Origin of the sequence: Methylobacterium currus (genome assembly GCF_003058325.1) — a bacterium.
GTDB lineage: Bacteria > Pseudomonadota > Alphaproteobacteria > Rhizobiales > Beijerinckiaceae > Methylobacterium > Methylobacterium currus.
This window is the reverse complement of the sequence record NZ_CP028843.1, coordinates 5,582,492-5,606,497: the sequence shown is the minus strand read 5'-3', so window position 1 is coordinate 5,606,497 and position 24,006 is coordinate 5,582,492. Positions and strand designations below refer to the sequence as shown.

Here is a 24,006-nt window from a genome sequence, read left to right as displayed (position 1 = left end):
GCGTCGGCGCTGATGCGCCGGACGCCTTGGCATCGACGTGTCGATGCCAAGGCGCGAGGGTATCAGAGCGTGATCTCGCGCCGCCGCAGGGCCTCGACCACCGTGTGGGTGGTGTTGCGGGTGCCGATCTTCAGGCGGGCGTTCTTGAGGTGCGTGTTGACCGTCTGGCAGGAGATGCCGAGGATGGCGGCGATCTCGTCGGAGGTGTGGCCGAGCGCCGCCCAGGACAGCACGTCGCGCTCGCGGGTGCTGAGCAGCCGGCCGGTCGGCTTGCGCCGCCGGGCCGTGGTGCGTTCCGCCGCGCCCCAGGCGTAGAGCCCGAGCATGTGGACGCCGCGGCGGACCCGCGGGGGCATCTCGACCTGCTGCCCCGCGAGGGACACCACTGCCTGGAAACCCATCGCATCGTGGATCGGGACGCAGAAGCCGACCGCCATGCCGTGATCGGCCGCCTCGTCCATCACCCGGCGGGCGCGCGGCAGGATCTCCGGCTCGTAATGCACCTCCGTCCAGGCGAACGGCTCGATGGTCCGATAACAGTGTCGCACCACCGGATCATAACGGTAATGGCCGACCCGGTCGTAATGCGACAGCCAACCCTTCGGCCAGCTGCTGAGCAGGACGTTCGGTGCCAGTCGCTCGCTCGGCTGCGGCAAGCGCGTGATCGTGAAAAACGTGAAGCCGCAATCCTTGACGAGATCGAGCACGCGCTGCTGGACGTCGAGCGGATCCGACATGTCGTCGAAACCGTCGATCAGGTTGAATGCCTGTTGGATGAACGCTTCGCCGGCGCTCGACATGACACACCCCTGATCCCCATCACCCTCGCGGCGGAGCGAACCCATCCGTGCCGCGACACCCACCTGCACGAACCACTATTAGAATCCCTCCAGCAAAGATCAATGCGGCCGGCGGTGTTCCTCCCGGCGTTGCCTCGGGGGCCGTAAGGCACTATCGGGATCGTCGAGAAGCCCTCCGATGCCGAAGGTCTGGCCGATGAAAGCGCGCGTCACCGTCACCCTGAAGACCGGCGTCCTCGACCCTCAGGGGAAGGCGATCGAAGGGGCGCTGCGTTCGCTCGGGATCACCGGCATCGCCGGCGTGCGCCAGGGCAAGTTCTTCGAGGTCGAGGTCGAGGCCGCCGACGAGGCCGCCGCCGAGGCCACCGTGAAGGCGGCCTGCGACCGGCTGCTCGCCAACACCGTGGTCGAGAACTACCGCGTCGAGATCGCCCGATGAAGGCCGCGATCGTCGTCTTCCCGGGCTCGAACCGCGACGCCGACGTCGCCCGGGCCCTGCGCCTCGCCGGAGCCGAGGTGGCCACGGTCTGGCACACCGAGACCGCGCTTCCCGCCGGCACCGACCTCGCGGTCCTGCCCGGCGGCTTCTCCTACGGCGATTACCTGCGCTGCGGCGCCATCGCGGGCCGGGCCCATGCCATGGACGCGGTGCGGGCCCACGCCTCCCGCGGCGGCCTGGTGCTCGGCATCTGCAACGGCTTCCAGATCCTGTGCGAATCCGGCCTGCTGCCGGGCGTGCTAATGCGCAACGTCAATCGCCGCTTCATCTGCCACCGGCAGACCCTGCGGGTCGAGCGCACCGACACCGCCTTCACGCGGGCCTATGACCGGCACCAGGTGATCGACGTGTGCGTCGCGCACGGCGAAGGCAACTACTTCGCCGATCCCGAGACCCTCGCGCGGATCGAGGGCGAGGGCCGGGTGGCGTTCCGCTATTGCGACGAGGCCGGCCAGCTCACGGTCGAGGCCAACCGCAACGGCTCGCTCAACTCCATCGCCGGCATCTATTCCGAGACCCGCAACGTGCTCGGGCTCATGCCGCACCCGGAGAACTTCGTCGAAGGCCTGGTCGGCGGCACCGACGGGCGCGGGCTGTTCGAGAGCCTCGCCCAAGCTGCCTGAGCGGGGTCACCCGGAACGGATCGATGAGAGGCGGGCCGCAAGGCCCGCCTTTGTCGTTCAATGCCCCTCGAACTCGACCAGGGTGCGCACCGGCAGGTCGAGGGCGCGCAGGCGGTCGGCGCCGCCGAGCTCCGGCAGGTCGATGACGAAGCAGGCCGCCACCACCTCGGCGCCGATCCGGCGCAACAGCTCGACTGCCGCCGTGGCGGTGCCCCCGGTGGCGATCAGGTCGTCGACCAGGATCACCCGGTCGCCGGGCTTCACCGCGTCGGAATGGATCTCCATCTCGTCGGTGCCGTATTCGAGCGCATAGGCGATCGAGACCGTGGTGTGGGGCAGCTTGCCCTTCTTGCGGATCGGCACGAAGCCCGAAGAGAGCTGGTGGGCGATCGCGCCGCCGAGGATGAAGCCCCGCGCCTCGATGCCGGCGACCTGGTCGATCCGGCCGCCCGCGAAGGGATGCACCAGCTCGTCCACCGCGCGCCGGAAGGTGCGGGCGTCGCCGAGCAGGGTGGTGATGTCGCGAAAGACGATGCCGGGCTTCGGGTAGTCCGGGATCGAGCGGATCGCGTCCTTGAGGGCGGACAGGGTGCGCGGGTCCATGCGGGGCCTTCGGGTCATACGTGTTGGCGGCCTTAGACCAGATCGGGCCCGGCCTGGCCAGGGGGCGCGGCCCTGCCGCCCTGCGGACGGGATGCTGCCGGCACGGGGACCTGCCGCAGAGGGATGCGGCCTTGCATCTTCCTTCATACTTGCGTGATCTGATTCACGACGTGGAAGCTCCCACCGCAGATCACGTGCCGCAGCCGGGCGGGCTGCGCGGGATTGTCCACGATCTGGAAGAACCGATCGCATGCGCAAATCGCTGCAGACTCTCTCGATCCGCGGCAGGGTCGTGGCCGGCTTCGGGCTGATCCTGGTCCTGCTCCTGATGGTCGCCGGCCTGTCGCTCGCGGCGATTGCCGGCCTCGAGGCGTCGCTCGACCTCCACGAGATCCGCACCCGCGAGGTCGACGCCACTCACGCCATCGACCGCGGGCTGGCCGAGCTGCGCCGGCTGGCCGGCCGCGCCCTGGCGAGCGGAACCGACGCGGACCGGGCGGCCGCCGACGAGGCCGCGGATGCGGTGCGGGCTGCCATCGATACCGGAGTGTCGGTCACGGCGGGCCAGGATCTCGCCGGCCGCATGGAGGAGATCGCCAGCCTGTTCGCCGCCTATCGCAGCGCCTGGGCGGCAGGCGCCGAGTTGCGGGGGCAGCAGCGCGACCTCGCCGAGACGACCGTCACGCCGCTGAGCGAGAAGCTGCGGACCGACGCCCAGTTCGTCATCGCCCGGATCAACGCCCTCGGGGAGAGCGGGCCGACGCAGATCGCCGTGAAGGCCAGCGAGCAGCTCGGCACCGCCCGCATGGCGCTCCAGCGCCTCGTCGCGGGCGGTCGCCCGGACGATCTCGCGGCGAGCGATGCGGGCTTCGCCAGCTTCGCGCAGCGGCTCGCACTGATCGCGCGGGGCCTCGACGGGAGCCAGGAGGCATCGCAGATCGGCAAGGTGCTGCGCAGCGTCGAAGCCTTGCAGGGCGCCTACCGGACCTTCGCGGCGATGTCGGCCGAACTGGACACGACCGCGGCCGGGGAGATGGCCGCGTCGGAGCAGCGGATCGCCGCGGCCGTCGCGGCGATCCGGGACGCCGCCGCCGCCTCGCGCCACGCCAGCCGCCAAGCCGCCGAGGCTGAGGCCGCGACGACGCAGCGCCTCCAGCTCGCGGCCACCGCCGGCGCCGGCGTGCTCGCCATTCTCCTCGCGCTGCTGGTCGGCCGCTCCATCGCCCGTCCGGTCACCGCGATCGCCGCCGCGATGCGGCGGATGTCCGAGGGCGACCTCGCCACGGCGGTTCCGGGCGTGGGACGGGGCGACGAGATCGGCGCCATGGCCCGTCTCCTGGTCGAGTTCGGCGCCCGGCTCGCCGAGGCCGAGGCGGCCCGGGCGGTCAGGGCTGCGGAAGCTTCGCGCAGCGCGCAGGCCCATCGCGCGGCGCTCGCCCGGGTCGCCGACGGGTTCGAGGCCAGCATCGGTGCCATCGCGGGGGCGGTGGCGGCGGCGGCCGGGCGGCTCCAGGACACGGCCGAGTCGATGTCGGACGCCTCCGCCGACATGTCTCGCCAGGCGGCGGTCGCCGCGACGGCCTCCGGCGACGCCTCGGCGAGCGTCGCCTCGGTCGCTGGCGCGGCGGAGGCGCTGACCGCCTCGATCCGGGCCATCAGCCACCAGGTCGCAGACTCGGTGGAAGCCGCACGCCGGGCCGCGGCCGATGCCGACGCCACCGCGGCGGATGTGCGGGCGCTATCGGAGGCGGCCCGGACCGTCGGCACCGTGGTCGAGCTGATCGGCGACGTCGCGTCGCAGACGAACCTTCTCGCGCTCAACGCGACGATCGAGGCGGCGCGGGCCGGCGCGGCGGGCCGGGGTTTCGCCGTGGTGGCCGCGGAGGTGAAGGCGCTCGCCGGGCAGGCGGCCGGAGCGGCCGGCGAGATCACCGCGCGCGTCGGTGCGATCCAGGCCTCGACCGAGACCTCGAGCGCCGCGATGACCCGCATCACCCGGGCGGTGACCGAGATCTGCACCGTGTCGGACGCGGTCGCCCGCGCCGTCGGCGACCAGGACGTCACCGTGCGGGAGATCGCCGCCGGCGCCCAGCGCGCCGCCGACGGCACCGGCGCCGTCAGCGGCAGCGCCGGTGCGGTCAGCCGCTCGGCCGAGCAGGCGGCACGCGCCGCCGCGGAGGTTCTGGACGCCTCGCGCGCCCTGTCGTCCCAGTCGCGGCGGCTCCAGGAGGAGCTGGCGGGCTTCCTCGCCAGCGTGCGGGCGGCCTGAGGGTTCTTTGCCCTTCCGGCGTCAGCCGCCGATCTTGCGAAGGATGGCGACCAGCTCGCGCTGCAGCACCTCGTTGCCGCAGGCGACCGAGCCGGCGCTCATCGGATCGGCGCCGCCATCGGCGCTGGTGGCGAAGCCCCCGGCCTCGCGCACCAGGAGCAGGCCCGCGGCCATGTCCCAGGTCTTGATGTCGCGCTCCCAGTAGACATCCGCTCGGCCGCAGGCCACCGCCGCGAGGTCGAGGGCGGCCGAGCCGGTCTGGCGCACGCCGCCGGTCACCGCCATCACGGCGGCCAGTTCCTTGAGCAGGCGCGGATGGCTGCCGCGGCCGAGATAGGGCGAGCCGTAGAGCGCCAGGCTGTCGGCGAGGTCCTGCCGGCCGGCGACCCGCAGGCGCTTGTTGTTGAGGAAGGCGCCCTTGCCGCGCTCGGCGATGTAGAGCTCGTCCTTGATCGGCTCGTAGATCACCGCCGCGACGATCGTGCCCTCGCGCTCGAGGCCGACCGAGATGCAGAAATGCGGCACGCCGTGCAGGAAGTTGGTGGTGCCGTCGAGGGGGTCGACGTGCCAGGTATGGGTCTTGTCCTGGCCCTCGATGATTCCGCTCTCCTCCATGATGAGGCCGTAGCCTGGCCGTGCCTTCATCAAGGCCTCGCGCAGGGTCGCCTCGGCCTTGCGGTCGGCCGCGGTGACGAAGTCGCCCGGTCCCTTCCGCGAGACCTGCAGGTTCTCGATCTCGCCGAAATCGCGCTTGAGCCCGCGCGCCGCCTTGCGCACGGCGTCGACCATCACGGTCATCAGGGGGGAGACGATCATCGGGCAGCGGCTCCCGGAATGCGGGTCGGGGTCATGGGACGATCCTTCGAGGGCGGGCGCTCGGGCCCGCATGAGATGAACACGAGGAAAGGCGCGCACCCGCATCCGGGCGGGGCGCCTCGCTGGTGATTGGCTCTAGAGCATCGACCCGAGACGAGGAAACCACTTTTCGGATGACGCAGCCTTGCACCGATCGGCGACGGTCCGATCCTGCCAGGTGTCTAGGGCGATCCAGAGTGCCCGCTCACGGCCCCGCCCGGTCCGCCGCCAGCCGCTCCGCCCGCGCCTTCTCCTCCGGGGTGAGGCCGGACACCGCCTGGGTCAGCCAGGTATCGGACAGGCCTTGCGCCCGGGCGGCCATGTCCCAGGCGGCGGCCTCGACGAGGTTCTTCGCGACGCCGCGGCCGCTGGCATAGAGGCGGGCGACGCGGTTCTGCGCGACGGCGTTGCCCCGGAAGGCGGCGTGCCGGAAGTAGCGGGCGGCGCGGACCTCGTCCTTCGGCACGCCCTCGCCGTTGAACAGCAGGATCGAGAACTCGACCTCCCCGGCGAGGTCGCCGTTATCGGCGGCGCGGCGGAACCAGCCGGCCGCCTTGGTCGTGTCCTTCGCCACTCCGCGGCCCTGGAGATAGAGCACGCCGAGCGCGTGCTGGGCCGGGGCCAGTTCCTGGTGGGCCGCTTGGCGCAGGAGCTCGATCGCCCGGGTCAGGTCGGCCGGCGCGCCGGTGCCGAGCAGGATCAGGGCCAGGTTGTAGCTCGCGGTGGCGTCGGAGCGCGCGGCGGCCTTCTCCAGGAGGGCGCGGCCGGCCCCTAAGTCCTTCGGCACGCCGCGGCCCTCGATCTGCATCATGCCGAGGGTGGCGGCGGCGTGGGGATCGCCGAGATTGGCGGCCAGGCGGTACCACTCGGCGGCCCGCGCCGGATCCTGGCGCACGCCGAGGCCCTGGCTGTACAGCTCCGCCAGCAGGGTCATGGCGGGAAAGTCGGTCTTGTTCTTCTCCAGCCGCTTCGTCGCCTCCCGGAACGCCGTGACGTAGAAGCCGCGCTGATAGGCGCCGTAGGCGAGGTCGGCATTCGGGTCGTTCGACGGCGCGGGCGGGAGGGTGGCCGCGCCCGGCAGGGTCGTCGACTTGGACGCCCCGAAGGTGTTGGTCGCGCCGAAGCCGGGCGAGGCGGCTCCTGGTGAGGGAGCGCTCGGCGAGGCAGCTCCCGGGGTCGCGGCTTCGGCCGGGACCGATCGGGCCCCGGCCGCGACGCTCACGATCCCGAGCAGCGCCAGCGTCGCGAGGCGAGGCGAGGCCACGATGCGAGGACGCCGCATCCTCACCCCTCCCCGCCCGCGGGGCGGTTCCGGATCTGCGCCTGCGCCGCGGCGACCGCGGCCTCGCCCCCCTCCCCGGCCCAGAGCGCGGGATCGAGGCCGATGAACTCGGCCCCGGTCGCCACGAGGTCGGGCACGGCCTCGAGGTCGCGGGCGAGCGCGATGCAGGGCGTCTCGAAGATCTCGACCCACCAGGTCAGCCGCGCCACGAGTGTGTCGAGGGGAAGATCGGGATCGTCGCCGAACAGCAGGTAGTCGGCGCCGGACTCGCCGGCCTGCATCGCGGCGTGCTTGCTGCGGATGCCGCCGACACCCAGGATGCGGCCGTCGCGCAGGCGCTCGCGCAGGGCGTGCAGCGGTCCCACGGCCTCCTCCTCGTCTGTGTCCTCGCCCTCGTCGGACGAAGCCTCCGCCTGGTCCGCCTCGGCGTCGCCCGCCTGGACATGGACGCCGTCGGCACCGCTGCGGGAGGCCACGGTAGCGAGGTCGATGCCCCCGCCGCCGGCGAGCACCAGGGCGGCGCCGGCCTCCTGCACCGTCGGGGCGACCGCCTTGACGGCATTGACCAGGGCGCGCTCCTCGCCCGGCGGCAGGCGTAGGATCACCGCGGCGACGTCGCCGGCCGCGACCGCGCGCGCGAGGCGGGGGCCGAGCTCCGGGCCGGCCTCGGCGGCGGTGAGGAGGATCAGGCGGGTCTGGGGATCGGCCATCGGGGTCTTCGAGCCTTCGGGGCGAACAGGCCAGGGGTGACAAGGCCAGGGGTGACAAGGCCAAGGATGACAAGGCCAAGAGTGCACGAGGCCAAGAGCGAGAAACGCACGAGGCGGACGGCCCGTCGGCCGCCCGCCCTGGTGCATCGCGAGTGGGGCAGCGATGCGGCGCGCGAGCGGCCGCATCGCTGGTGCGGGGAGGTTACTCCGCGGCGGCCTTCGAGGGGGCGAAGGACGGGTCGAGCTTGCCGGCGGCGTAGCGCTTGGCCATCTCGGACAGCGCGACCGGCCGGATCTTGCCGGCATGGCCCGCCGTGCCGAACTCCTCGAAGCGCTGCTTGCACAGCTTGGTCATCGCATCCATCGCCGGCTTCAGGTACTTGCGCGGGTCGAATTCGGCCTTGTTCTCCATCAGCACCTTGCGGATCTGGCCGGTCATCGCCATCCGGTTGTCGGTGTCGATGTTGATCTTGCGCACGCCGTGCTTGATGCCGCGCTGGATCTCCTCGACCGGCACGCCCCAGGTCGGCTTCATCTCGCCGCCATACTGGTTGATGATGTCCTGCAGGTCCTGCGGGACCGACGAGGAACCGTGCATCACCAGGTGGGTGTTGGGCAGGCGGCGGTGAATCTCCTCGATCACGTTCATCGCCAGCACCGCGCCGTCGGGCTTGCGGGTGAACTTGTAGGCGCCGTGCGAGGTGCCCATCGCGACCGCGAGCGCGTCGACCTTGGTGGCCGCCACGAATTTTTCCGCCTCGGCCGGGTCGGTCAGGAGCTGGTCGTGCGACAGGGTGCCTTCGGCGCCGTGGCCGTCCTCCGCCTCGCCCTGGCCGCTCTCGAGCGAGCCGAGCACCCCGAGCTCGCCCTCGACCGAGCAGCCGGCCCAGTGCGCCATCTCGGTCACCTTGCGGGTGATCTCGACGTTGTAGTTGTAGTCCGCCGGGGTCTTGCCGTCGCTCTTGAGCGATCCGTCCATCATCACCGAGGTGAAGCCGTACTGGATCGCCGTGGCGCAGGTCGCCTCGTTGTTCCCGTGATCCAGGTGCATGCAGACCGGGATGTGCGGATAGATCTCGACGAGGCCGTCGATCAGCTTGGCCAGAACCACGTCGTTGGCATAGGCGCGGGCGCCGCGGCTCGCCTGCAGGATCACCGGCGAGTCGGTGGCGTCGGCCGCCGCCATGATGGCGAGGCCCTGCTCCATGTTGTTGATGTTGAAGGCCGGCACCCCGTAGCCGTGCTCGGCGGCGTGGTCGAGAAGCTGCCTGAGCGTGATGCGCGCCATGTCCGTATCCTCCGAGATCGTCAGTGTTGCCGCATTATAGCGGACGGGCCGGCGGGCGTCCTAATCCCGCCGACCTGAACCGCACCCTCACGCTTGTCGGCGCAGCGCGTCGACGCCCGGCAGCGGCTTGCCCTCGAGCCATTCGAGGAAGGCACCGCCGGCGGTCGAGATATAGGTGAAGTCCTCCGACACGCCGGCATGGTTGAGCGCCGCCACCGTGTCGCCGCCGCCCGCCACCGAGACGAGCTTGCCGGCCTTGGTCCGTGCCGCCGCATGGCGGGCCGCCGCCACCGTGCCCTGGTCGAAGGGAGCGATCTCGAAGGCGCCGACCGGGCCGTTCCACACCAGGGTCTTGGCGTCGTCGATCGCGGCCGAGATCCGGTCCACCGACAGGCTGCCGATGTCGAGGATCATGCCGTTCTCCGGGATCGCGTCGACCCCGTAGGTGTGGTGGGGAGCGCCGGCCTTGAACTCCTCGGCCACCACGCCGTCGACCGGCAGGATGATGGCACAGTTGTTCTCCCGCGCCGCCTCGATGATCGCCTGGGCGGTGCCGGCGAGGTCGCGCTCGCAGAGCGACTTGCCGACGCCGAGGCCGGCGGCGTGCAGGAAGGTGTTGGCCATGCCGCCGCCGATCACCAGGGCGTCGACCTTGGCGACGAGGTTCTTCAGGAGGTCGATCTTGGTCGAGACCTTGGAGCCGCCGACGATCGCCACCACCGGCCGGGCCGGGGCCTCGAGGCCCTTGGTGAGCGCGTCGAGCTCGGCCTGCATCAGGCGGCCCGCATAGGCCGGCAGCACGTGGGCGAGCCCTTCCGTCGAGGCGTGGGCCCGGTGGGCGGCGGAGAAGGCCTCGTTGACGTAGACGTCGCCGTTGGCGGCGAGCGCCTTGACGAAGGCGGGGTCGTTCTTCTCCTCGCCGGCGTGGAAGCGGGTGTTTTCCAGCATCAGGACGTCGCCGTCCTTGAGCGCAGCCACGGCCGCGGCGGCCGTCTCGCCGACGCAATCCTCCGCGAAGGCGACCGGGCGGCCGAGCTCGCGGGCGGTGGCCTCGGCGATCGGGCGCAGGGACTCGGCCGGGACCGGCTTGCCCTTCGGGCGGCCGAAATGGGCGAGCAGGACCACCTTGGCGCCGGCCTCGACGAGCTCGCGGAGGGTCGGCAGCACGCGCCGGATGCGGGTGGCGTCGGTGACGCGGCCCTGGTCCATCGGCACGTTGAAATCGACGCGCACGAGGACGCGCTTGCCCTTCAGGTCGCCGGCATCGTCGAGGGTACGGAAACGGGTCATCGGCGGGGGCACCTTATCGGGAGTGGGGGACGGGCGCGTGGGGTGCGCGGGACCTCAGCGCAGCGGGATCAGGCCCTGCAGGTTGAGGCGCTGGGCGACCAGGGTCAGCGCCACCGTCAGGACGGCGGTGATGATCGCGGTCAGAACGAGGGCGCCGAGGCCGGGCAGGCGGCGGGTGCGCTCGGTGAGCGCCCGGACCTCGTTGCGCAGGGCCGCGAGGTCGGCCTGGCGCGCGGCCTCGTTCATGCGGGCGCCGGCCGCATCGACCCGGTCCTCGACACGGGTGAGCAGCGCCTCGGAGCGGGCGTACTTGTCCTCGATCCGCGAGGCCTTGTCCTCGATGCGGGCGAGCTGGTCGGCGACCTGGCTCGGCAGCGCGACGGCGATCCGGGCGGGCGTGCCGGACGGCGGAGCTACGGCGTTCGGGGGGATTGGCCCGGGAGGGACATGTCCAGGCGCGACGTGAGCGGGGGACGCTTGCGCGGGGGACATTTGCGCAGGGGCCACTTGCACCGGGGCGGCAGGGGTCGTGCCCTGCGGCGCCGAGGTCGGCACCTGGCCCTGGAGCAGGGCCTTGTCGGCGGCGTTCGCGGGACGGGTGGAGGGCGCGGCGTCGGTCATCGGCAGATCCTCGGGCGGGTCCTCAAAAGGGAGGCGGCCCCGTCGCGAGGCCGCCCGGGACGGGCCGGCTCGGGGGAGCCGGCCCGTCGCATCGGCCTGATCAGATCAGCTTCGCCATCGCGATGGCGGTGTCGGCCATGCGGTTCGAGAAGCCCCACTCGTTGTCGTACCAGGACAGCACCCGGACGAAGTTGCCGTCCATGACCTTGGTCTGGTCGATGTGGAAGGTCGAGGAGTGGGGGTCGTGGTTGAAGTCGATCGAGACGTTCGGGGCCTCGGTGTAGCCGAGCACGCCCTTGAGCGGGCCGTTGGCCGCGGCCTTGATCGCCTCGTTGATCTCGGCGACCGAGGTGTTGCGCTTGGCCACGAACTTGAAGTCGACGACCGAGACGTTCGGGGTCGGCACACGGATCGAGGTGCCGTCGAGCTTGCCGTTCAGCTCCGGCAGCACCAGGCCGACGGCCTTGGCGGCGCCGGTCGTGGTCGGGATCATCGACAGGGCCGCGGCGCGGGCCCGGTAGAGGTCCTTGTGCATCTGGTCCAGCGAGGGCTGGTCGTTGGTGTAGGAGTGGATCGTGGTCATGAAGCCGCGCTCGATGCCGACGGCATCGTTGAGCACCTTCGCGACCGGGGCGAGGCAGTTGGTGGTGCACGAGGCGTTGGAGACCACGAGGTGGTCGGCCGTCAGCTTGTCGTGGTTCACGCCGTAGACGACCGTGAGGTCGGCGCCGTCGGCCGGGGCCGACACGATCACGCGCTTGGCGCCGGCCTCGAGGTGCAGCTTCGCCTTGTCCTTCGAGGTGAAGATGCCGGTGCACTCCATCGCGATGTCGACGCCGAGCTCGCGGTGAGGCAGCTCGGCCGGGTTCTTGATCGCGGTGACGCGGATGCGCTGGCCGTCGACCACGATGTGGTCGCCCTCGACCGAGACGGTGCCCGGGAACTTGCCGTGGACCGAGTCGAAGCGCAGCAGGTGGGCGTTGGTCTCGACGGGGCCGAGATCGTTGATGGCCACGACCTCGATGTCGGTGCGGCCGGCCTCCTTGATGGCGCGCAGGACGTTGCGGCCGATGCGTCCGAAGCCGTTGATGGCAACCTTGACCGTCATGGGTTCTCTCCCTGGGGATGGGCGTGGCGGAGGGGGTGGGGGCCGGAACGCCCCGCAGCGGACGGGGCCGCGCGGCGCGACCCGGCAGAGATCGGGCAGACGGAGATCGGGCCTGCGCGGCGTGTGTCGACGCTGGGGAGGACGGACCGGCGACGGCCGGCGGGGCCCGCTGCGCGCCGCGTGGTCCCGGACACGCCGGCCGTCCCGGCGGGGACGGCACTGGCGGGGAGCACGGGAAGCGTCACGGCAGCTCGTATTCTGTCAATCCGCCGGCGACAGCCGCCCGGCGGGGGCGCCGGCTTCCTATCATGGCACTGGGAGGTGTCAAACCCGGGCGGCGCCTTGGGGAAAACCGGCGATCGGGAGCGGATCCGAGCGCTCCGCCCTGCGGCGCACGGCCCGGATGGGAACATCGCTTCGTCGATATCCGGTTGGCCGTGGCTTAACCATGCCGTGCAACGGGTGAGAGACTGCCGGATCTGTAACCAAAATTACGCAGGTCCGCGCGTAGGTCGATGCTGGCAGGTGACGGCAGCGATGCAGATCGATCTCCCCACACTCTATTACCTGACCGTCGGGACGTTGCTGGTCGCCGCAGCGATGACGCTGTGGGAGCGGCAGGCCCATCCGCGGCATGCGCGGACGCTCGGCTTCTGGGCCGCCTCCTATGGGGTGACCGCCGCGGCCTGCCTCGTCGCGATGAATCGCGGCCACTTTCCCGCGGCGAGCGGCCTGGCGCTGGCCAGCCTCCTGTTCGTACTGGGCTATGGGCTGCTCCTGCACGGCGTGACCCGCCTGGACGGACAGGGCAGCCTCCTCCTGACCGGTGCCGGGCTCGCGGCGGTGGCGGCGCTCTGGATCGTCGGCGGGACGGGCGCCATGGGCGTGCTGTGGCATCATGTCGGCAGCGTGCCGGTCGCGCTGGCCTGCGGCCTGACCGGGCGGGCGCTGCTGCGCAACCGGACGCTGCGGGGCCTGCGCTCCCGCGCGATGGTGATCGCGGTCGCGATCGGCCACGGCCTGTTCTATCTCGCTCGCGCCGTCCTGGCCCCGCTCGCGACCGCCGCCTGGGGCGAGGAGGTGCTGACGGCCGTCGCCAAGCTGACGATGTACGAAGGCGTGCTCTTTTCCGTGGCGATGCCGATGGGGCTGCTGGCCCTGGTGCGCGAGGAAGCCCAGGGCCGGCTCCTGATCGCGGCCCGGACGGACTACCTCACCGGCCTCCTGAACCGGCACGGCTTCTTCGACGAGGGGACGCGGATCCTGGCCGCGCGCCGGCCGGACCAGCCGGTCTCGCTCCTCGCCTTCGACCTCGACCACTTCAAGGCGATCAACGACCGTCACGGCCACGCCGCCGGCGACGCGGTCCTGCGGCTCTTCGCCGACACGGCGCGCCGCGCGGCCGGGCCGGACGCGCTCATCGCCCGACTGGGCGGCGAGGAATTCGCCGCCCTGCTGCCGGGGTTCGACCTCGCCGCGGCGCAGCAGGTCGGCGAGGCCGTCGCGCACCGCTTCGCGGAGGCGGCCCTCGACCACGACGGTCCCGGCATCCCGGCGACCGTCAGCATCGGTCTCGCGGCGGCGCAGTCCGACTGCACCGACCTGCCGGCCCTTCTCTCGGCCGCCGACCGCGCCCTCTACCGGGCCAAGGCCGCGGGCCGGAACCGGCTGGAAGTCGCGGCGGCGGCCTGATTGTCCCCACCGTCCCCAGGGCGGCACCGTCGAGGCGCCGCACATGGCGGCACGGCGATTGCGACGCGGGCCCCGGGCCTTTAGGGTTTCGGCCGAGTATCCCGGCCGGGGATCCACGGTCCCCGCCGGCATTCGTGGCGGCGTTTTTCGGAGGTGAGCATGACCGCAGCGGTGGAGGAAGCGCTGCGCCGCCTCGAAGCCTCGGTGGCCCTGCTCGAATCCGCGGTGGCGCGCCGGCTCGACGCGGAGCGTAGCCACAGTGATCTCGAGACCGAGCTTGAGATCATGCGCGACGACCGGGCCCGGCTGGCGTCGGAGCTGGACGGCGCGACGGCGCGCCTCGCCGAGATGCAATCGGTGACCGAGGACGTCGACCACCGCCTCGGCCGCGCCATCGGCACCGTCGAGGGCGTCTTGGGCCGCGCCGGCGAGCGGGGCGAGGGCTGACGGCCCTGAACTCGCGTTTCATGCGTTCGATGAAGGCATTCGTGCCTAAGGTGACCCCATGCCTCAAGTGACCGTCACCATCGCCGGCAAGACCTACCGCATGGCCTGCGGCGAGGGCGAGGAGCGCCACCTCGAGGGGCTGGCCGCGAGCTTCGACGCCCGCATCGGCGACATGCGCAAGGCCTTCGGCGAGATCGGCGACATGCGCCTGCACGTCATGGCGGCGCTGACCCTGGCGGACGAGCTCGCCGAGACCAAGCGCCGGATGGAGGCGATGGAGCGCGAGACGGCGGCGTTGCGAGAATCCACCGATGCCGGCAGCGCCGAGCGCGAGGCTTCCGAGGTGCGCCTCGCCGAGACCGTGCAGCGCACCGCGGAGCGGATCGAGCGGCTGGCCAAGCGGCTGGGCCCGGTGCCGGGAGGAGCGCAGGGGGGCTGAAGGCTGGCTCTCTTCGAGAGTCGACTGACAGACTTTCCAACCTCCGCGTCATTGCGGAGCCGCAAAAGCGGAGCCCGGCATCGAGACCCTGAAGACGTTCGGAAGAGGGTGGAACGCTTTCCGCGTCGTTCTGCGCCACCTGCGCATCTGGATCCCGGGCTCTCGCCTTCGGTGAGCACCGGGATGACCTTATGCGGCGGAACCGTGATTGCCAGGGTTCCGCCGATCATTCAGGCCGTCACACCCGCCCCGGATAATTCGGGCTCTCGCGGGTGATCGTTACGTCGTGGACGTGGCTCTCGCGCAGGCCCGCATTGGTGATGCGGATGAACTGCGCCTTCTCCTGCATCTCCGGGATCGACGGGGCGCCGACATAGCCCATGGCGGCGCGCAGGCCCCCGGCGAGCTGGTGCAGCACGGCCGCCACCGGGCCCTTGTAGGGGACCTGGCCCTCGATGCCCTCCGGCACGAGCTTGTGGGTGTCGCTGACCTCGGCCTGGAAGTAGCGGTCGGCCGAGCCGCGCGCCATGGCGCCGACCGAGCCCATGCCGCGATAGCTCTTGTACGAGCGGCCCTGGTACAGGAAGACCTCGCCCGGGGCCTCGTCGGTGCCGGCCAAGAGCGAGCCCAGCATCGCCACCGAGGCGCCGGCGGCGATCGCCTTGGCGAGGTCGCCCGAATACTTGATGCCGCCATCGGCGATGACCGGCACGTCGGCCTCGTTGCCGGCCTCGACCGCCTCCATGATGGCGGTGAGCTGGGGCACGCCGACGCCGGCGACGATGCGGGTGGTGCAGATCGAGCCCGGGCCGATGCCGACCTTGATGGCGTCGGCGCCGGCATCGATCAGCGCCTGGGCGCCCTCGCGCGTCGCGACGTTGCCGGCGATGACCTGCACGGCGTTCGACAGGGTCTTCACCCGGCGCACGCTCTCCAGCACCTTGGCGGAATGGCCGTGGGCGGTGTCGACCACGATCACGTCGCAGCCGGCATCGATCAGCCGCTCGGCCCGCTCGAAACCGCCGTCGCCGGTCGTGGTGGCGGCAGCGACCCGCAGGCGGCCCTGCTCGTCCTTGATGGCGTTCGGGTAGGCGACCTGCTTCTCGATGTCCTTGACGGTGATCAGGCCGATGCAGCGGTAGTGGTCGTCGACGACGAGCAGCTTCTCGATGCGGAACTGGTGCAGCAGGCGCTTGGCCTCGTCCTGGGTCACGCCCTCACGCACGGTGATCAGCCGGTCGCGGGTCATCAGCTCGGAGATCGGCTGGCTCTGGTCGGTGGCGAAGCGGGTGTCGCGGTTGGTCAGGATGCCGACGAGCTTGCCGCGCGAGCCGTTGGGGCCGCGCTCGACCACCGGAATCCCTGAGATGCCGTGGTGGCGCATCAGCCCGTAGGCGTCGGCCAGGGTCTCGTCCGGATGGATGGTGATCGGGTTGAGCACCATGCCGGACTCGTACTTCTTGACGAGCCGCACCTGCTCGGCCTGCTCCGGCGGCTCGAGATTGCGGTGGATCACCCCGAGGCCGCCGTTCTGCGCCATCGCGATGGCCATCCGGGCCTCGGTCACCGTGTCCATCGCCGAGGCGATGATCGGCATGTTGAGCTTGATCGTGCGGGTAAGGCGGGTGCCGAGATTCACCTCCGCCGGCATCACCGAGGATGCGGCGGGGCGGAGCAGGACGTCGTCGAAGGTCAGGCCCTCGATGATCGAATCCGTGCTGATGCGGGCCATGAACCAACTCCTGGTGCGTGCGGCTCCTTTAAGGAAGCCGCCAAATCGGGGTCGCGCCGGGCGATTCGCCTGGCAAACGCCTGTTATTGAGTTGGCACCGGCCGATAGCACGCGTCTGTGACGGGCGCAAAGCGCTATCGCCGCAGCGCAGCGATGCGTCCCAAGCCTCTTGCATCGAGCCTCTTGCATCGAGCCTCTTGCATCGCGCCCCTTGCATCGCGCCTCTCGCCTCTTGCAACGGCTCTCGCCCTCGGGGCGGACGGCCTATGCCGGGGTGAGGATGAATTCGGACCAGTCCGGTCGGCGCAACGCGCGCCGGTAGGCGACGACCGTGCCGGGCCAGAGCGCGATGTTGCGCCCGGTCGCGTCCTGGTACCAGCTGGCGCAGCCCCCCTGCTGCCAGATGCTGCCGGACAGCCGCTGCTCCAGCTCGGCGAGGTAGCGCGCCTGCGCCTCGGGCGTCGGCTCGATGGCGGCAAGGTTGCGCTCCCGCATCTCGGCCAGGCAGGCGAGCACGTACTCGACCTGCGCCTCGATCATCAGCACCACGGAATTGTGGCCCAGGCCCGTATTGGGGCCGAGCAGCATGAAGAAGTTGGGAAATCCCGCCAGCGCCACGCCGCGATGTGCCGCCACCCGCTCGCTCCAGGCCCGGGCCAGGATCAGCCCGTCGCGGCCGACCACCGGCACCCGGGCGAGGGAGGCGGTGACGTCGAAGCCGGTGGCCAGCACCAGGACGTCGAGGGGGTGGTGACGGCCGTCGGCCATGGTCACGCCGTCCGGCGTGACGGCGCGGATCGGGCCGGTCTCGACCGTCACGTTCGGACGGGTCAGGGCCGGGTAGTAATCGTCGGAGATCAGCACCCGCTTGCAGCCGAGCCGGTAGGGCGGGGCCAGCTTCGCCCGCAGGGCGGGGTCGGGGACCTGGCTGCGCAGGTGGCGGCGGCTCATCGCCTCGGCGAGGCGGGTGAGGCCCGAGACCCGGGTGAAGCCGAAAGCCGCCTGCGCCTCCCGCAGCCAGAACTGGACGCCGCGCAAGGCGCGGCGGGCCAGGGGCAGGCGGTGGAACAGCGCCCGCAGCCGCGGGCCGATCGGCCGGTCGTTGCGCGGGACCACCCAGGGCGGCGTGCGCTGGAACAGCACCAGCCGCTCCACCTCCGGGGCGATGGCCGGCACGACCTGGATCGCGCTCGCCCCGGTCCCGATCACCCCGACGCGCTTGGCCCGCAGCGACACGCCGTGGTCCCAGGCCGAGGTGTGGAAGAGCGGCCCCAGGAAGGTGTGCAGGCCCGCGACGGCCGGGATCGCCGGGTGATGCAGGGCCCCCATGCCGGAGACCAGCACCCGGGCCTCGAGCGGGCCGCGATCGGTCTCGACCCGCCACAGCGACCGCGCCCCGTCCCAGACCGCGCCGGTGACGGCGGTGGAGAGGGCGATGTGCGGGGCCAGGCCGAACCGCTCGACCAGCTCGCGCAGATAGGCGGCGATCTCCTTCTGGCCCGCATAGGTGCGGGTCCAGTCGGGCTTCGGGGCGAAGGACAGGGCATAGAGATGGGCCGGGATGTCGCAGGCGGCGCCCGGATAGGTGTTCTCGTGCCAGGTGCCGCCGACCGCCCCGGCCTTCTCGACGACGAGCAGGTCGTCGATGCCGGATTGCCGGCAACGGATCGCCATGGCGAGGCCGGAGAAGCCGGCCCCGATCACCAGCACGGCAAGGGGCTTGTCCGGCCAGGGCGCGGCCGGCGTCTCCGTCACCGGACCACCTCCGGCGTTCTGGCATGGCTCTTCAGGAACGCCGCGGCCTCGGAGAGGGAGCGGCGCGCTTCCGGCAGGAACGACTGGGCGAGCTGCCAGGCATGCGGCACCACCGGCCAGATCGTCACGGCGGCGGAGACGCCCGCCGCACGGGCCTTCTCGGCGAAGCGCACCGAATCGTCCCGCAGGACCTCCCGGGCCCCGACATGAAACAGCAGCGGCGGCAGCCCGGCGAGGTCGCCGCGCAGCGGCGAGGCGAGCGGGTCGGCGGGATCGTGCCCGGCGAGATAGGCCTCGACCAGGTTCTGCAGCTTCGTCGGGTCGAACATCGCGTCACGGCGGGCATTCGCGTGCATCGAGGCCCCCTCCCCCAGCATGTCGGTCGAGGGCGAGAACAAAACCGCGGCGCTGGGCAGCGGCAGGCCGTCCCGGCGCGCCCGCAGCATCAACGCGAGCGAGAGGTTGCCGCCGGCCGAATCCCCGGCAACACCGGCCGGTCCCGCCGCCGCGAAGGCGGACCAGGCGGCCGTCGCGTCGTCGAGCGCCGCGGGGAAGGGATGCTCGGGGGCGAGGCGGTAATCGGGGCAGAACACCCGGAAGCCCCGCATCGCGAAGGCGCCGGTGAGCGGCCGGTGGGTGCGGGGCGAGCAGCCGACGAAGCCGCCGCCATGCAGGTAGAACAGGCGCGGCGCATCCGGCGCCAGCCCCGGACGCTCGGCCCATTCGCCCGGGATGCCGCCGATCTCGGCCGGGCGGAAGGTGATGCCGGGGGGCTCGGGGAAGCTCGCCTGGTCGAAGATCCGCCGGACCGCCGCGACGTCGCCGGCGGCGCGGGCGAGCTTCGGCTTCACCTGCCAGCGGATGATCCAGTCGAAGACGTGGGCGCGCAGGCTCGGCATGCTCTACTCCATGGCGCGGGCGATCAGCGACCAGTAGCGCACGGGCATCAGGCGCTGGATCAGCGCCACCTGGGCGGCGTCGCGGCCGACGATGATGCGGGGCTCCCGCCGGGCGATGCCGCGCAGGATGCGCTCGGCCGCCGCCTCGGGCGACAGGCGCAGGTGGCGCTCCACGGCAGCCTTGCCGCTGGCGACCTCGGCCGGGTCGAGGCGCGGGCCGACGCGGGCGTTGCGGGCGATCGACGTGGCGACGCCGCCGGGATGCACCACGCTGACCCCGAGGCTGGTGCCGGCATATTCGTGCCGCAGGGCCTCGGAGAAGCCGCGCACCGCGAACTTGCTCGCCGCATAGGCTGCCTGGCCGGGCGGGGCGATGAGTCCGTAGAGGCTCGACAGGTTGACGATCTGCGCCGCCGGCCGGCTCTCCAGCATCGGCAGGAAGGCGTGGGTCATCCGCACCACGGCGCGGAAATTGACGTCCATCAGCCAGTCGAAATCGCTGAGCTCGACATCGGCGAAGCGGCCGGCGAGCGCCACGCCCGCATTATTGACGAGGAGATCGAGCGGCCCGTGGCGGGCGGCGACCGCCTCCGGCAGGGCGGCGATGCGCTCGACATCCGTGACGTCGACAGCGTGCGTGCTGACGTCGCGCCCGAGCGCCCGCACGGCGGCCTCGCTGCGGGCGAGACCGTCGGGATCGCGGTCGACGAGGACGAGGCGGGCGCCCTTCCGGGCGAGGCCCAGGGCGAGGGCCGCGCCGATGCCGCCGCCGGCCCCGGTGACCAGGGCCAGCCTGTCGTGCAGTGGGAAGGCGTCCGCCAACAGCTCGCTCCGTCCGGCCCGTCAGCGATTGAATCGCCCGGCCGGGCCGGGAGCGCAAGGGCTTGGGGCGATCAGGCCGCCCGGTGGACGGCCTTCGGCAGCTCGACGTCGATCTCCAGGGTCGAGACGGCGTCGCCCCGCTCCATGGTGATCTTCACCTTCTCCTGGTCGATGGCGACGTGCTTGGCGATCACCGCCAGGATTTCCTCGCGCAGCACCGCCACCAGGTCCGAGCGGCCGAACGCGGTGCGCTCGTGCGCCAGCAGGATCTGAAGCCGCTCGCGCGCTACCGGCGCCGTCCCGCGCCGCGACAGGAAGCTCAGCAGGTTCATGCCGCCCTCCGGGGGAAAAGCTTGCCCAGGATCGACCGCTTCTCGGACGGTACGATCATCTCGACCGTCTCGCCCTTCAGGCGGCGCACCGCATCGGCATAGGCGCGGGCCGGGGCGCTCTGGGGCGCGTTGAGCGTCACCGGGCTGCCGAGGTTCGAGGCCTTCAGCACCTCCTCGCTCTCCGGCACCACCGCCAGGAGCGGGATCGACAGGATCTCCAGCACGTCGTCGATCTTCAGCATCTCGCCGCGCTCGGCCCGGCCAGGGTCGTAGCGGGTCAGGATCAGGTGCTTCTCCAGCCGCTCGCCGTTCTTCGCGCGCTCGGTCTTGGAATCGAGGAGCCCGATGATGCGGTCGGAGTCGCGCACCGAGGAGACCTCGGGATTCGTCACCACCACGGCGATGTCGGCGTGGCGCATCGCCAGCGTCGCGCCGCGCTCGATGCCGGCCGGGCTGTCGCAGATCACCCAGTCGAACTTCTCGCGAAGCTCCCCGATCACGCGGGCGACGCCCTCGTCGGTCAGCGCGTCCTTGTCGCGGGTCTGCGAGGCGGGCAGCAGCGACAGGGTGTCGAGGCGCTTGTCGCGGATGAGCGCCTGGGTGAGCTTGGCGTCGCCCTGGACGACGTTGATGAGGTCGTAGACGACCCTGCGCTCGGCGCCCATGATGAGGTCGAGGTTGCGCAGGCCGACATCGAAATCGACCACGCAGACATTCTGCCCGGCCTGGGCGAGGGCGGCACCGAGCGCCGCCGTCGTGGTGGTCTTGCCCACCCCTCCCTTGCCGGACGTCACCACTATGATCTTGGCCATGGAAAGTGCTCCCCCCGAGCAATCGGGATGATGCGGCGACCGGATCGACGTCCGGGTCGCGCGCTCACGGGGTTGTTCGAGTGTCTCGCCGGGCGGGGCGGGGCGCGCGAGGCGCCCGCGAAAGCCTGTCCGGCCGTCCTGTCGCGGTGGTCAGTCGAGGGCGGCGATGCGGAGGGTTTCCCCGTCGAGCCAGACCTGGACCGCCTTCTTGCGCAGCTTCGGGTCTGTGGTGTCGGCGGTGCGGAAGAGACCGTCGATGCCGATCAGCTCAGGCTCGAACTTGCGGCAGCAGATCCGGGCCCGGGGATTGCCGCCCGCACCCGCGATGGCGCGGCCGCGCAGGGCCCCGTAGACGTGGATCGAGCCGCCGGCCAGGATCTCGGCGCCGGAGGCCACCGAGCCCATCACGGTCACGTCACCCTCCGGGTGATAGACCGACTGGCCGGAGCGAAGCGGGCTCTCGAGCACGAGGGAGTTCGGCTTGCGCGGCTCCGGCGGCTTGACGGGTTCCGGCGGCTTGGCGTCAGGGGCCTTGGCCTCGAGGGCCTTGGCCTCCGGCTCCGCCATCGCTGCCGGGCGGCCGCCGCTGAGGAGCGGCGGGAGCGCCGGGCCGAGCCAGGCCGGCTCGGCCTTCTCGACGCCCATGATGCGGATGCCGCGCTGCTTGAGCTCGTCGACGAGGCCGGCGATGTCCGGCGTCGCCGCCGCGTCATGCGTGGCGTCCTCGGCGGGCTCGGCCGCCTCAGGTCCGGCCGCATCCCCCCGGAGGGAATCCTTGGCCAGGCCCGAGACGTCCAGGATCACGGCACGCTCGGAGAAGAGCGTCGGCGAGCGCTGCACCAGGGCATCCAGGTGCGAGAACCAGTCGCCGAGCGGCGTCTCCGGCGCGAGCACGAGCGCCCGGAAGGAGCGGCCGCGCAGCGGGAGGGAGGGGCGTGTGAGGCTGATGCTGGTCACGGCGGTTGACGAGTTGTTACCGAAAGCCATGAAGCGCGCAGCGTGGTTACCGGATCGTTAATGCCGCTCCGAACCGGCCGGATTTCGGCGGGAGGTGGGCTGGCGGGGTACAGGCGCGGCAGCGTCCCCGCCTCCAGGGCGGACGGCTCGGCGAAGACAAAAAAGGCCCGCGCAAGCGCGGGCCGGGACGCGAATCAGCCGATATCGGAGGAGCAAAAAGCTCAGCTGAAGAAATCGCCGCATTTCGGCGGCGGTTCGGTCCCCCACGGCATCAACGGCACCGTCGAGGTCGAGTTCTTCGGCGAGCCCTGCACGACCTTGTCCGAGTAGACCATATAGATCAGGGTGTTGCGCTTGGCGTCGCAGCCGCGAACGATCTGCATGCTCTTGAAGATCAGCGAGCGGCGCTCACTGAAGACCACCTCTCCCTGCTTCATCTTGGCCTTGCTGTTCTTGAACTTGACCGGCCCGACCTGGCGGCAGGAGAGCGAGATGTCGGAGACCTCCTCGGCGAGGCCGAGCGTCCCCTTGATGCCGCCCTTCTCCGGCTGGGTGTAGTGGCAGGCGACACCGTCCACGTCCGGATCGTCGATGCCGTAGACCACCAGCTTGTCGTTGGGCGTCAACGGCCGCCAGACCGTTGACTTGTCGAAGATCCGGTCCGGCTCCTGCGCGAGCGCCACGCTCGTGAAGAGCCCGAGACCCACGGCCAGCCCGAGACAGGCCACCCCGCAGAGAGCCGTGAGACCCCGCCGCCACACCATCGCATCAACCTTTCCCAAAGAAGCTTAACGTATCTAGGGAGGCTGTCGCGCGGCGACGAGGGCGGCTAGAACGATGCCGTCCCGCCCCGCCACGCTTGGCGTCCCCGCCCGCGGGGCGGCCCGTTCTCGTCCGCCGCCCTCCCCCGGGGCGGATCGTCCTCGCATCACGGCCGGTCCCCGAACGCCATGCCGCTGCTTCGCCTCACGGTCCGGCTCATCGCCGGTGTCCTTGCGATCCTGTCCTTGTGCCAGGCTGCCCTGGCCGAGCCCAACGCGGCCGCCTGCCAGCGCTTCCGCGCCGAGCTCGCCGGCCTCCAGCGTGAATCGAATCGCGGCCAGATCGAGGAGATCCAGCAGCTCGTGGCCTATCGCCAGTCGATCGGCTGCGAGGGCGGGCGCTTCCTGTTCTTCGACATGCGGCCGCCGCAATGCGCCCAGGTCGAGCAGCGCATCCGCGCCCTCAATGCCGGCTACGGTGCCGGCGCCCGCGAGGTCTCGAATGCCCGCCGGGAGCAGCTGATCGCCGCCGTGAAGGACGCCTGCACCGGCCTGCCGAGCGCCGCCGCCCTCCAGTCGAAACCCGCAGACGGGTTCGGGCGCGGCGGCTCGCAGGTGATCTGCGTGCGGATGTGCGACGGGGCCTATTTCCCGATGCCGAACCTGCCCGACGGGCGGGAGGGCGCCGACGAGATGTGCCAGGCGCTCTGCCCGGGGGCCGAGGCCGCCGCCTACTCGATGCCGCCGACCGATAGCGGCCTGACCCAGGCGGCCGCGATCCAGACCCGCCGCGCCTACTCGGCCCTGCCGAACGCCTTCAAGTTCCAGAAGGCCTTCGTGCCGAACTGCTCCTGCAAAGGCACGCAGACCTGGGCGCAGGCCCTGGTCAAGGCCGAGAGCATGCTGGTGCGCCACAAGGGCGACATCTTCGTCACCCCGGCCCAGGCCGAGGCGATGTCGCGGCCGAAGGTGCGCCTGACCCTGGTCGGCCGCGCCGACCGGGCCGCGGCAACCCTGGCCGCCACCGCCGCGACGCGGGTCGAGGACGGCAGCGCCGAGGCCGCCGAGGCGGCCCGGCCGGCCGGCCCCGAGGAGCGGCCGGCGGTGCGGATCATCGCCCCCAACCTGATCCCGGTGCCGCTCACCGCGAAGGCGGACGGCCCGCAGGCCGCCGCGACCGTCCAGACACCGGGGGCCGTTCCGGTCGCCACGCCCTGACGCCGCCCGGCCCGATGCGAGCGCTGCGGGCCACTTGACCAGAGGGAACCATCTCGCCGTCACCGTGTTCGAAGGGACCGACGACGGACGAAAGGTTTTCCCTTGATGCGCCCTGCCCGCGCGCTGCTGCTGACCGGCACGATCCTGCCGGCGCTGCTGCTCCAGCCCCTTCTCGCGAGCCAAGTCCTTGCC

The 24,006-nt window shown here is 71.6% G+C and carries 24 protein-coding genes; 7 read left to right on the top strand and 17 right to left on the bottom strand.

The annotated features are described in order from the left end of the window. Window positions 1–62: 62 nt before the first annotated feature. Window positions 63–800, bottom strand: a complete 738-nt coding sequence (locus DA075_RS25815) for a LuxR family transcriptional regulator (RefSeq protein WP_164712489.1) — start codon at window positions 798–800, stop codon at window positions 63–65. Between the two features lie 196 nt (window positions 801–996). Between DA075_RS25815 and purS the strand changes: the two genes are divergently transcribed. Both purS and purQ read left to right on the top strand, forming a co-directional pair. Then, window positions 997–1,239: a phosphoribosylformylglycinamidine synthase subunit PurS gene (gene purS, locus DA075_RS25810; RefSeq protein WP_048449910.1), complete on the top strand. Its 243-nt coding sequence runs from the start codon at window positions 997–999 to the stop codon at window positions 1,237–1,239. Beyond that, window positions 1,236–1,922, top strand: a complete 687-nt coding sequence (gene purQ, locus DA075_RS25805; RefSeq protein WP_099955664.1) for a phosphoribosylformylglycinamidine synthase subunit PurQ — start codon at window positions 1,236–1,238, stop codon at window positions 1,920–1,922. Before purS ends, purQ begins: the two co-directional genes overlap by 4 nt. 57 nt (window positions 1,923–1,979) lie before the next feature. Here the strand turns inward: purQ and DA075_RS25800 are convergent, their stop codons facing one another. Next, complete coding sequence (locus DA075_RS25800; protein WP_099955663.1) at window positions 1,980–2,525, bottom strand: adenine phosphoribosyltransferase; 546 nt, start codon at window positions 2,523–2,525, stop codon at window positions 1,980–1,982. A gap of 250 nt (window positions 2,526–2,775) precedes the next feature. Here DA075_RS25800 and DA075_RS25795 point away from each other — a divergent pair, with 250 nt between their 5' ends. Further along, window positions 2,776–4,794, top strand: a complete 2,019-nt coding sequence (locus DA075_RS25795) for a methyl-accepting chemotaxis protein (RefSeq protein ID WP_099955662.1) — start codon at window positions 2,776–2,778, stop codon at window positions 4,792–4,794. 21 nt (window positions 4,795–4,815) lie between these two features. On the opposite strand, the gene DA075_RS25790 is transcribed toward DA075_RS25795, so the two are convergent. From DA075_RS25790 to gap, 7 genes are all read right to left on the bottom strand, one after another. Next, window positions 4,816–5,610 carry an inositol monophosphatase family protein gene (locus DA075_RS25790; RefSeq protein WP_099955661.1) on the bottom strand — a complete coding sequence of 265 codons (795 nt, stop codon included), beginning with the start codon at window positions 5,608–5,610 and terminating at the stop codon, window positions 4,816–4,818. Window positions 5,611–5,854: 244 nt separating this feature from the next. Further along, the gene (locus DA075_RS25785; protein ID WP_099955660.1) at window positions 5,855–6,931 is read right to left on the bottom strand and encodes a tetratricopeptide repeat protein; all 1,077 of its coding nucleotides are present in this window, start codon (window positions 6,929–6,931) and stop codon (window positions 5,855–5,857) included. A gap of 2 nt (window positions 6,932–6,933) precedes the next feature. Then, the gene (locus DA075_RS25780) at window positions 6,934–7,641 is read right to left on the bottom strand and encodes a thiamine phosphate synthase (protein WP_099955659.1); all 708 of its coding nucleotides are present in this window, start codon (window positions 7,639–7,641) and stop codon (window positions 6,934–6,936) included. Between the two features lie 202 nt (window positions 7,642–7,843). Further along, window positions 7,844–8,929, bottom strand: coding sequence for a class II fructose-bisphosphate aldolase (fba, locus tag DA075_RS25775; protein ID WP_099955658.1), 1,086 nt, complete (start codon window positions 8,927–8,929; stop codon window positions 7,844–7,846). Between the two features lie 87 nt (window positions 8,930–9,016). Further along, window positions 9,017–10,219 (bottom strand): phosphoglycerate kinase, encoded by a 1,203-nt coding sequence (locus DA075_RS25770; RefSeq protein ID WP_099955657.1) that lies wholly within the window; start codon window positions 10,217–10,219, stop codon window positions 9,017–9,019. Between the two features lie 54 nt (window positions 10,220–10,273). After that, window positions 10,274–10,711: a hypothetical protein gene (locus DA075_RS25765; RefSeq protein WP_244936635.1), complete on the bottom strand. Its 438-nt coding sequence runs from the start codon at window positions 10,709–10,711 to the stop codon at window positions 10,274–10,276. 229 nt (window positions 10,712–10,940) lie between these two features. Then, complete coding sequence (gap, locus tag DA075_RS25760) at window positions 10,941–11,948, bottom strand: type I glyceraldehyde-3-phosphate dehydrogenase (RefSeq protein WP_099955656.1); 1,008 nt, start codon at window positions 11,946–11,948, stop codon at window positions 10,941–10,943. Window positions 11,949–12,485: 537 nt separating this feature from the next. Here gap and DA075_RS25755 point away from each other — a divergent pair. The 3 genes from DA075_RS25755 to DA075_RS25745 all read left to right on the top strand — a co-directional run bounded on the left by DA075_RS25755 (window position 12,486) and on the right by DA075_RS25745 (window position 14,526). Next, window positions 12,486–13,640, top strand: a complete 1,155-nt coding sequence (locus DA075_RS25755; protein ID WP_099955655.1) for a GGDEF domain-containing protein — start codon at window positions 12,486–12,488, stop codon at window positions 13,638–13,640. A 159-nt stretch (window positions 13,641–13,799) separates the two neighbouring features. Continuing rightward, a complete protein-coding gene (locus DA075_RS25750) occupies window positions 13,800–14,087 on the top strand; it encodes a DUF4164 domain-containing protein (RefSeq protein ID WP_099955654.1) in 288 nt (95 codons plus the stop codon). A 58-nt stretch (window positions 14,088–14,145) separates the two neighbouring features. Continuing rightward, window positions 14,146–14,526: a cell division protein ZapA gene (locus DA075_RS25745; protein WP_099955653.1), complete on the top strand. Its 381-nt coding sequence runs from the start codon at window positions 14,146–14,148 to the stop codon at window positions 14,524–14,526. 238 nt (window positions 14,527–14,764) lie between these two features. On the opposite strand, the gene guaB is transcribed toward DA075_RS25745, so the two are convergent. The 8 genes from guaB to DA075_RS25705 all read right to left on the bottom strand — a co-directional run bounded on the left by guaB (window position 14,765) and on the right by DA075_RS25705 (window position 22,599). Next, a complete protein-coding gene (guaB, locus tag DA075_RS25740; RefSeq protein ID WP_099955652.1) occupies window positions 14,765–16,258 on the bottom strand; it encodes an IMP dehydrogenase in 1,494 nt (497 codons plus the stop codon). Window positions 16,259–16,522: 264 nt separating this feature from the next. Beyond that, entirely contained in the window at window positions 16,523–18,013 is a 1,491-nt protein-coding gene (locus tag DA075_RS25735; RefSeq protein ID WP_099955651.1) for a flavin-containing monooxygenase, read from the bottom strand. Next, window positions 18,010–18,912, bottom strand: coding sequence for an alpha/beta hydrolase (locus DA075_RS25730; RefSeq protein ID WP_099955650.1), 903 nt, complete (start codon window positions 18,910–18,912; stop codon window positions 18,010–18,012). Before DA075_RS25730 ends, DA075_RS25735 begins: the two co-directional genes overlap by 4 nt. 3 nt (window positions 18,913–18,915) lie before the next feature. Beyond that, complete coding sequence (locus DA075_RS25725; RefSeq protein ID WP_099955649.1) at window positions 18,916–19,734, bottom strand: SDR family NAD(P)-dependent oxidoreductase; 819 nt, start codon at window positions 19,732–19,734, stop codon at window positions 18,916–18,918. A gap of 71 nt (window positions 19,735–19,805) precedes the next feature. Beyond that, window positions 19,806–20,066 carry a cell division topological specificity factor MinE gene (gene minE / locus DA075_RS25720; RefSeq protein WP_099955648.1) on the bottom strand — a complete coding sequence of 87 codons (261 nt, stop codon included), beginning with the start codon at window positions 20,064–20,066 and terminating at the stop codon, window positions 19,806–19,808. Further along, window positions 20,063–20,878, bottom strand: a complete 816-nt coding sequence (gene minD / locus DA075_RS25715; RefSeq protein ID WP_099955647.1) for a septum site-determining protein MinD — start codon at window positions 20,876–20,878, stop codon at window positions 20,063–20,065. The genes minE and minD overlap by 4 nt, the downstream gene beginning before the upstream one ends. 150 nt (window positions 20,879–21,028) lie before the next feature. Beyond that, on the bottom strand, window positions 21,029–21,865 hold the full coding sequence (minC, locus tag DA075_RS25710; RefSeq protein ID WP_174800122.1) for a septum site-determining protein MinC: 837 nt from the start codon (window positions 21,863–21,865) through the stop codon (window positions 21,029–21,031). Window positions 21,866–22,056: 191 nt separating this feature from the next. Beyond that, the gene (locus DA075_RS25705) at window positions 22,057–22,599 is read right to left on the bottom strand and encodes a CreA family protein (protein WP_099955646.1); all 543 of its coding nucleotides are present in this window, start codon (window positions 22,597–22,599) and stop codon (window positions 22,057–22,059) included. Window positions 22,600–22,785: 186 nt separating this feature from the next. On the opposite strand from DA075_RS25705, the gene DA075_RS25700 reads away from it, so the two are divergent. After that, window positions 22,786–23,814, top strand: a complete 1,029-nt coding sequence (locus tag DA075_RS25700; RefSeq protein WP_099955645.1) for a DUF2865 domain-containing protein — start codon at window positions 22,786–22,788, stop codon at window positions 23,812–23,814. The last annotated feature ends 192 nt before the right edge of the window (window positions 23,815–24,006 follow it).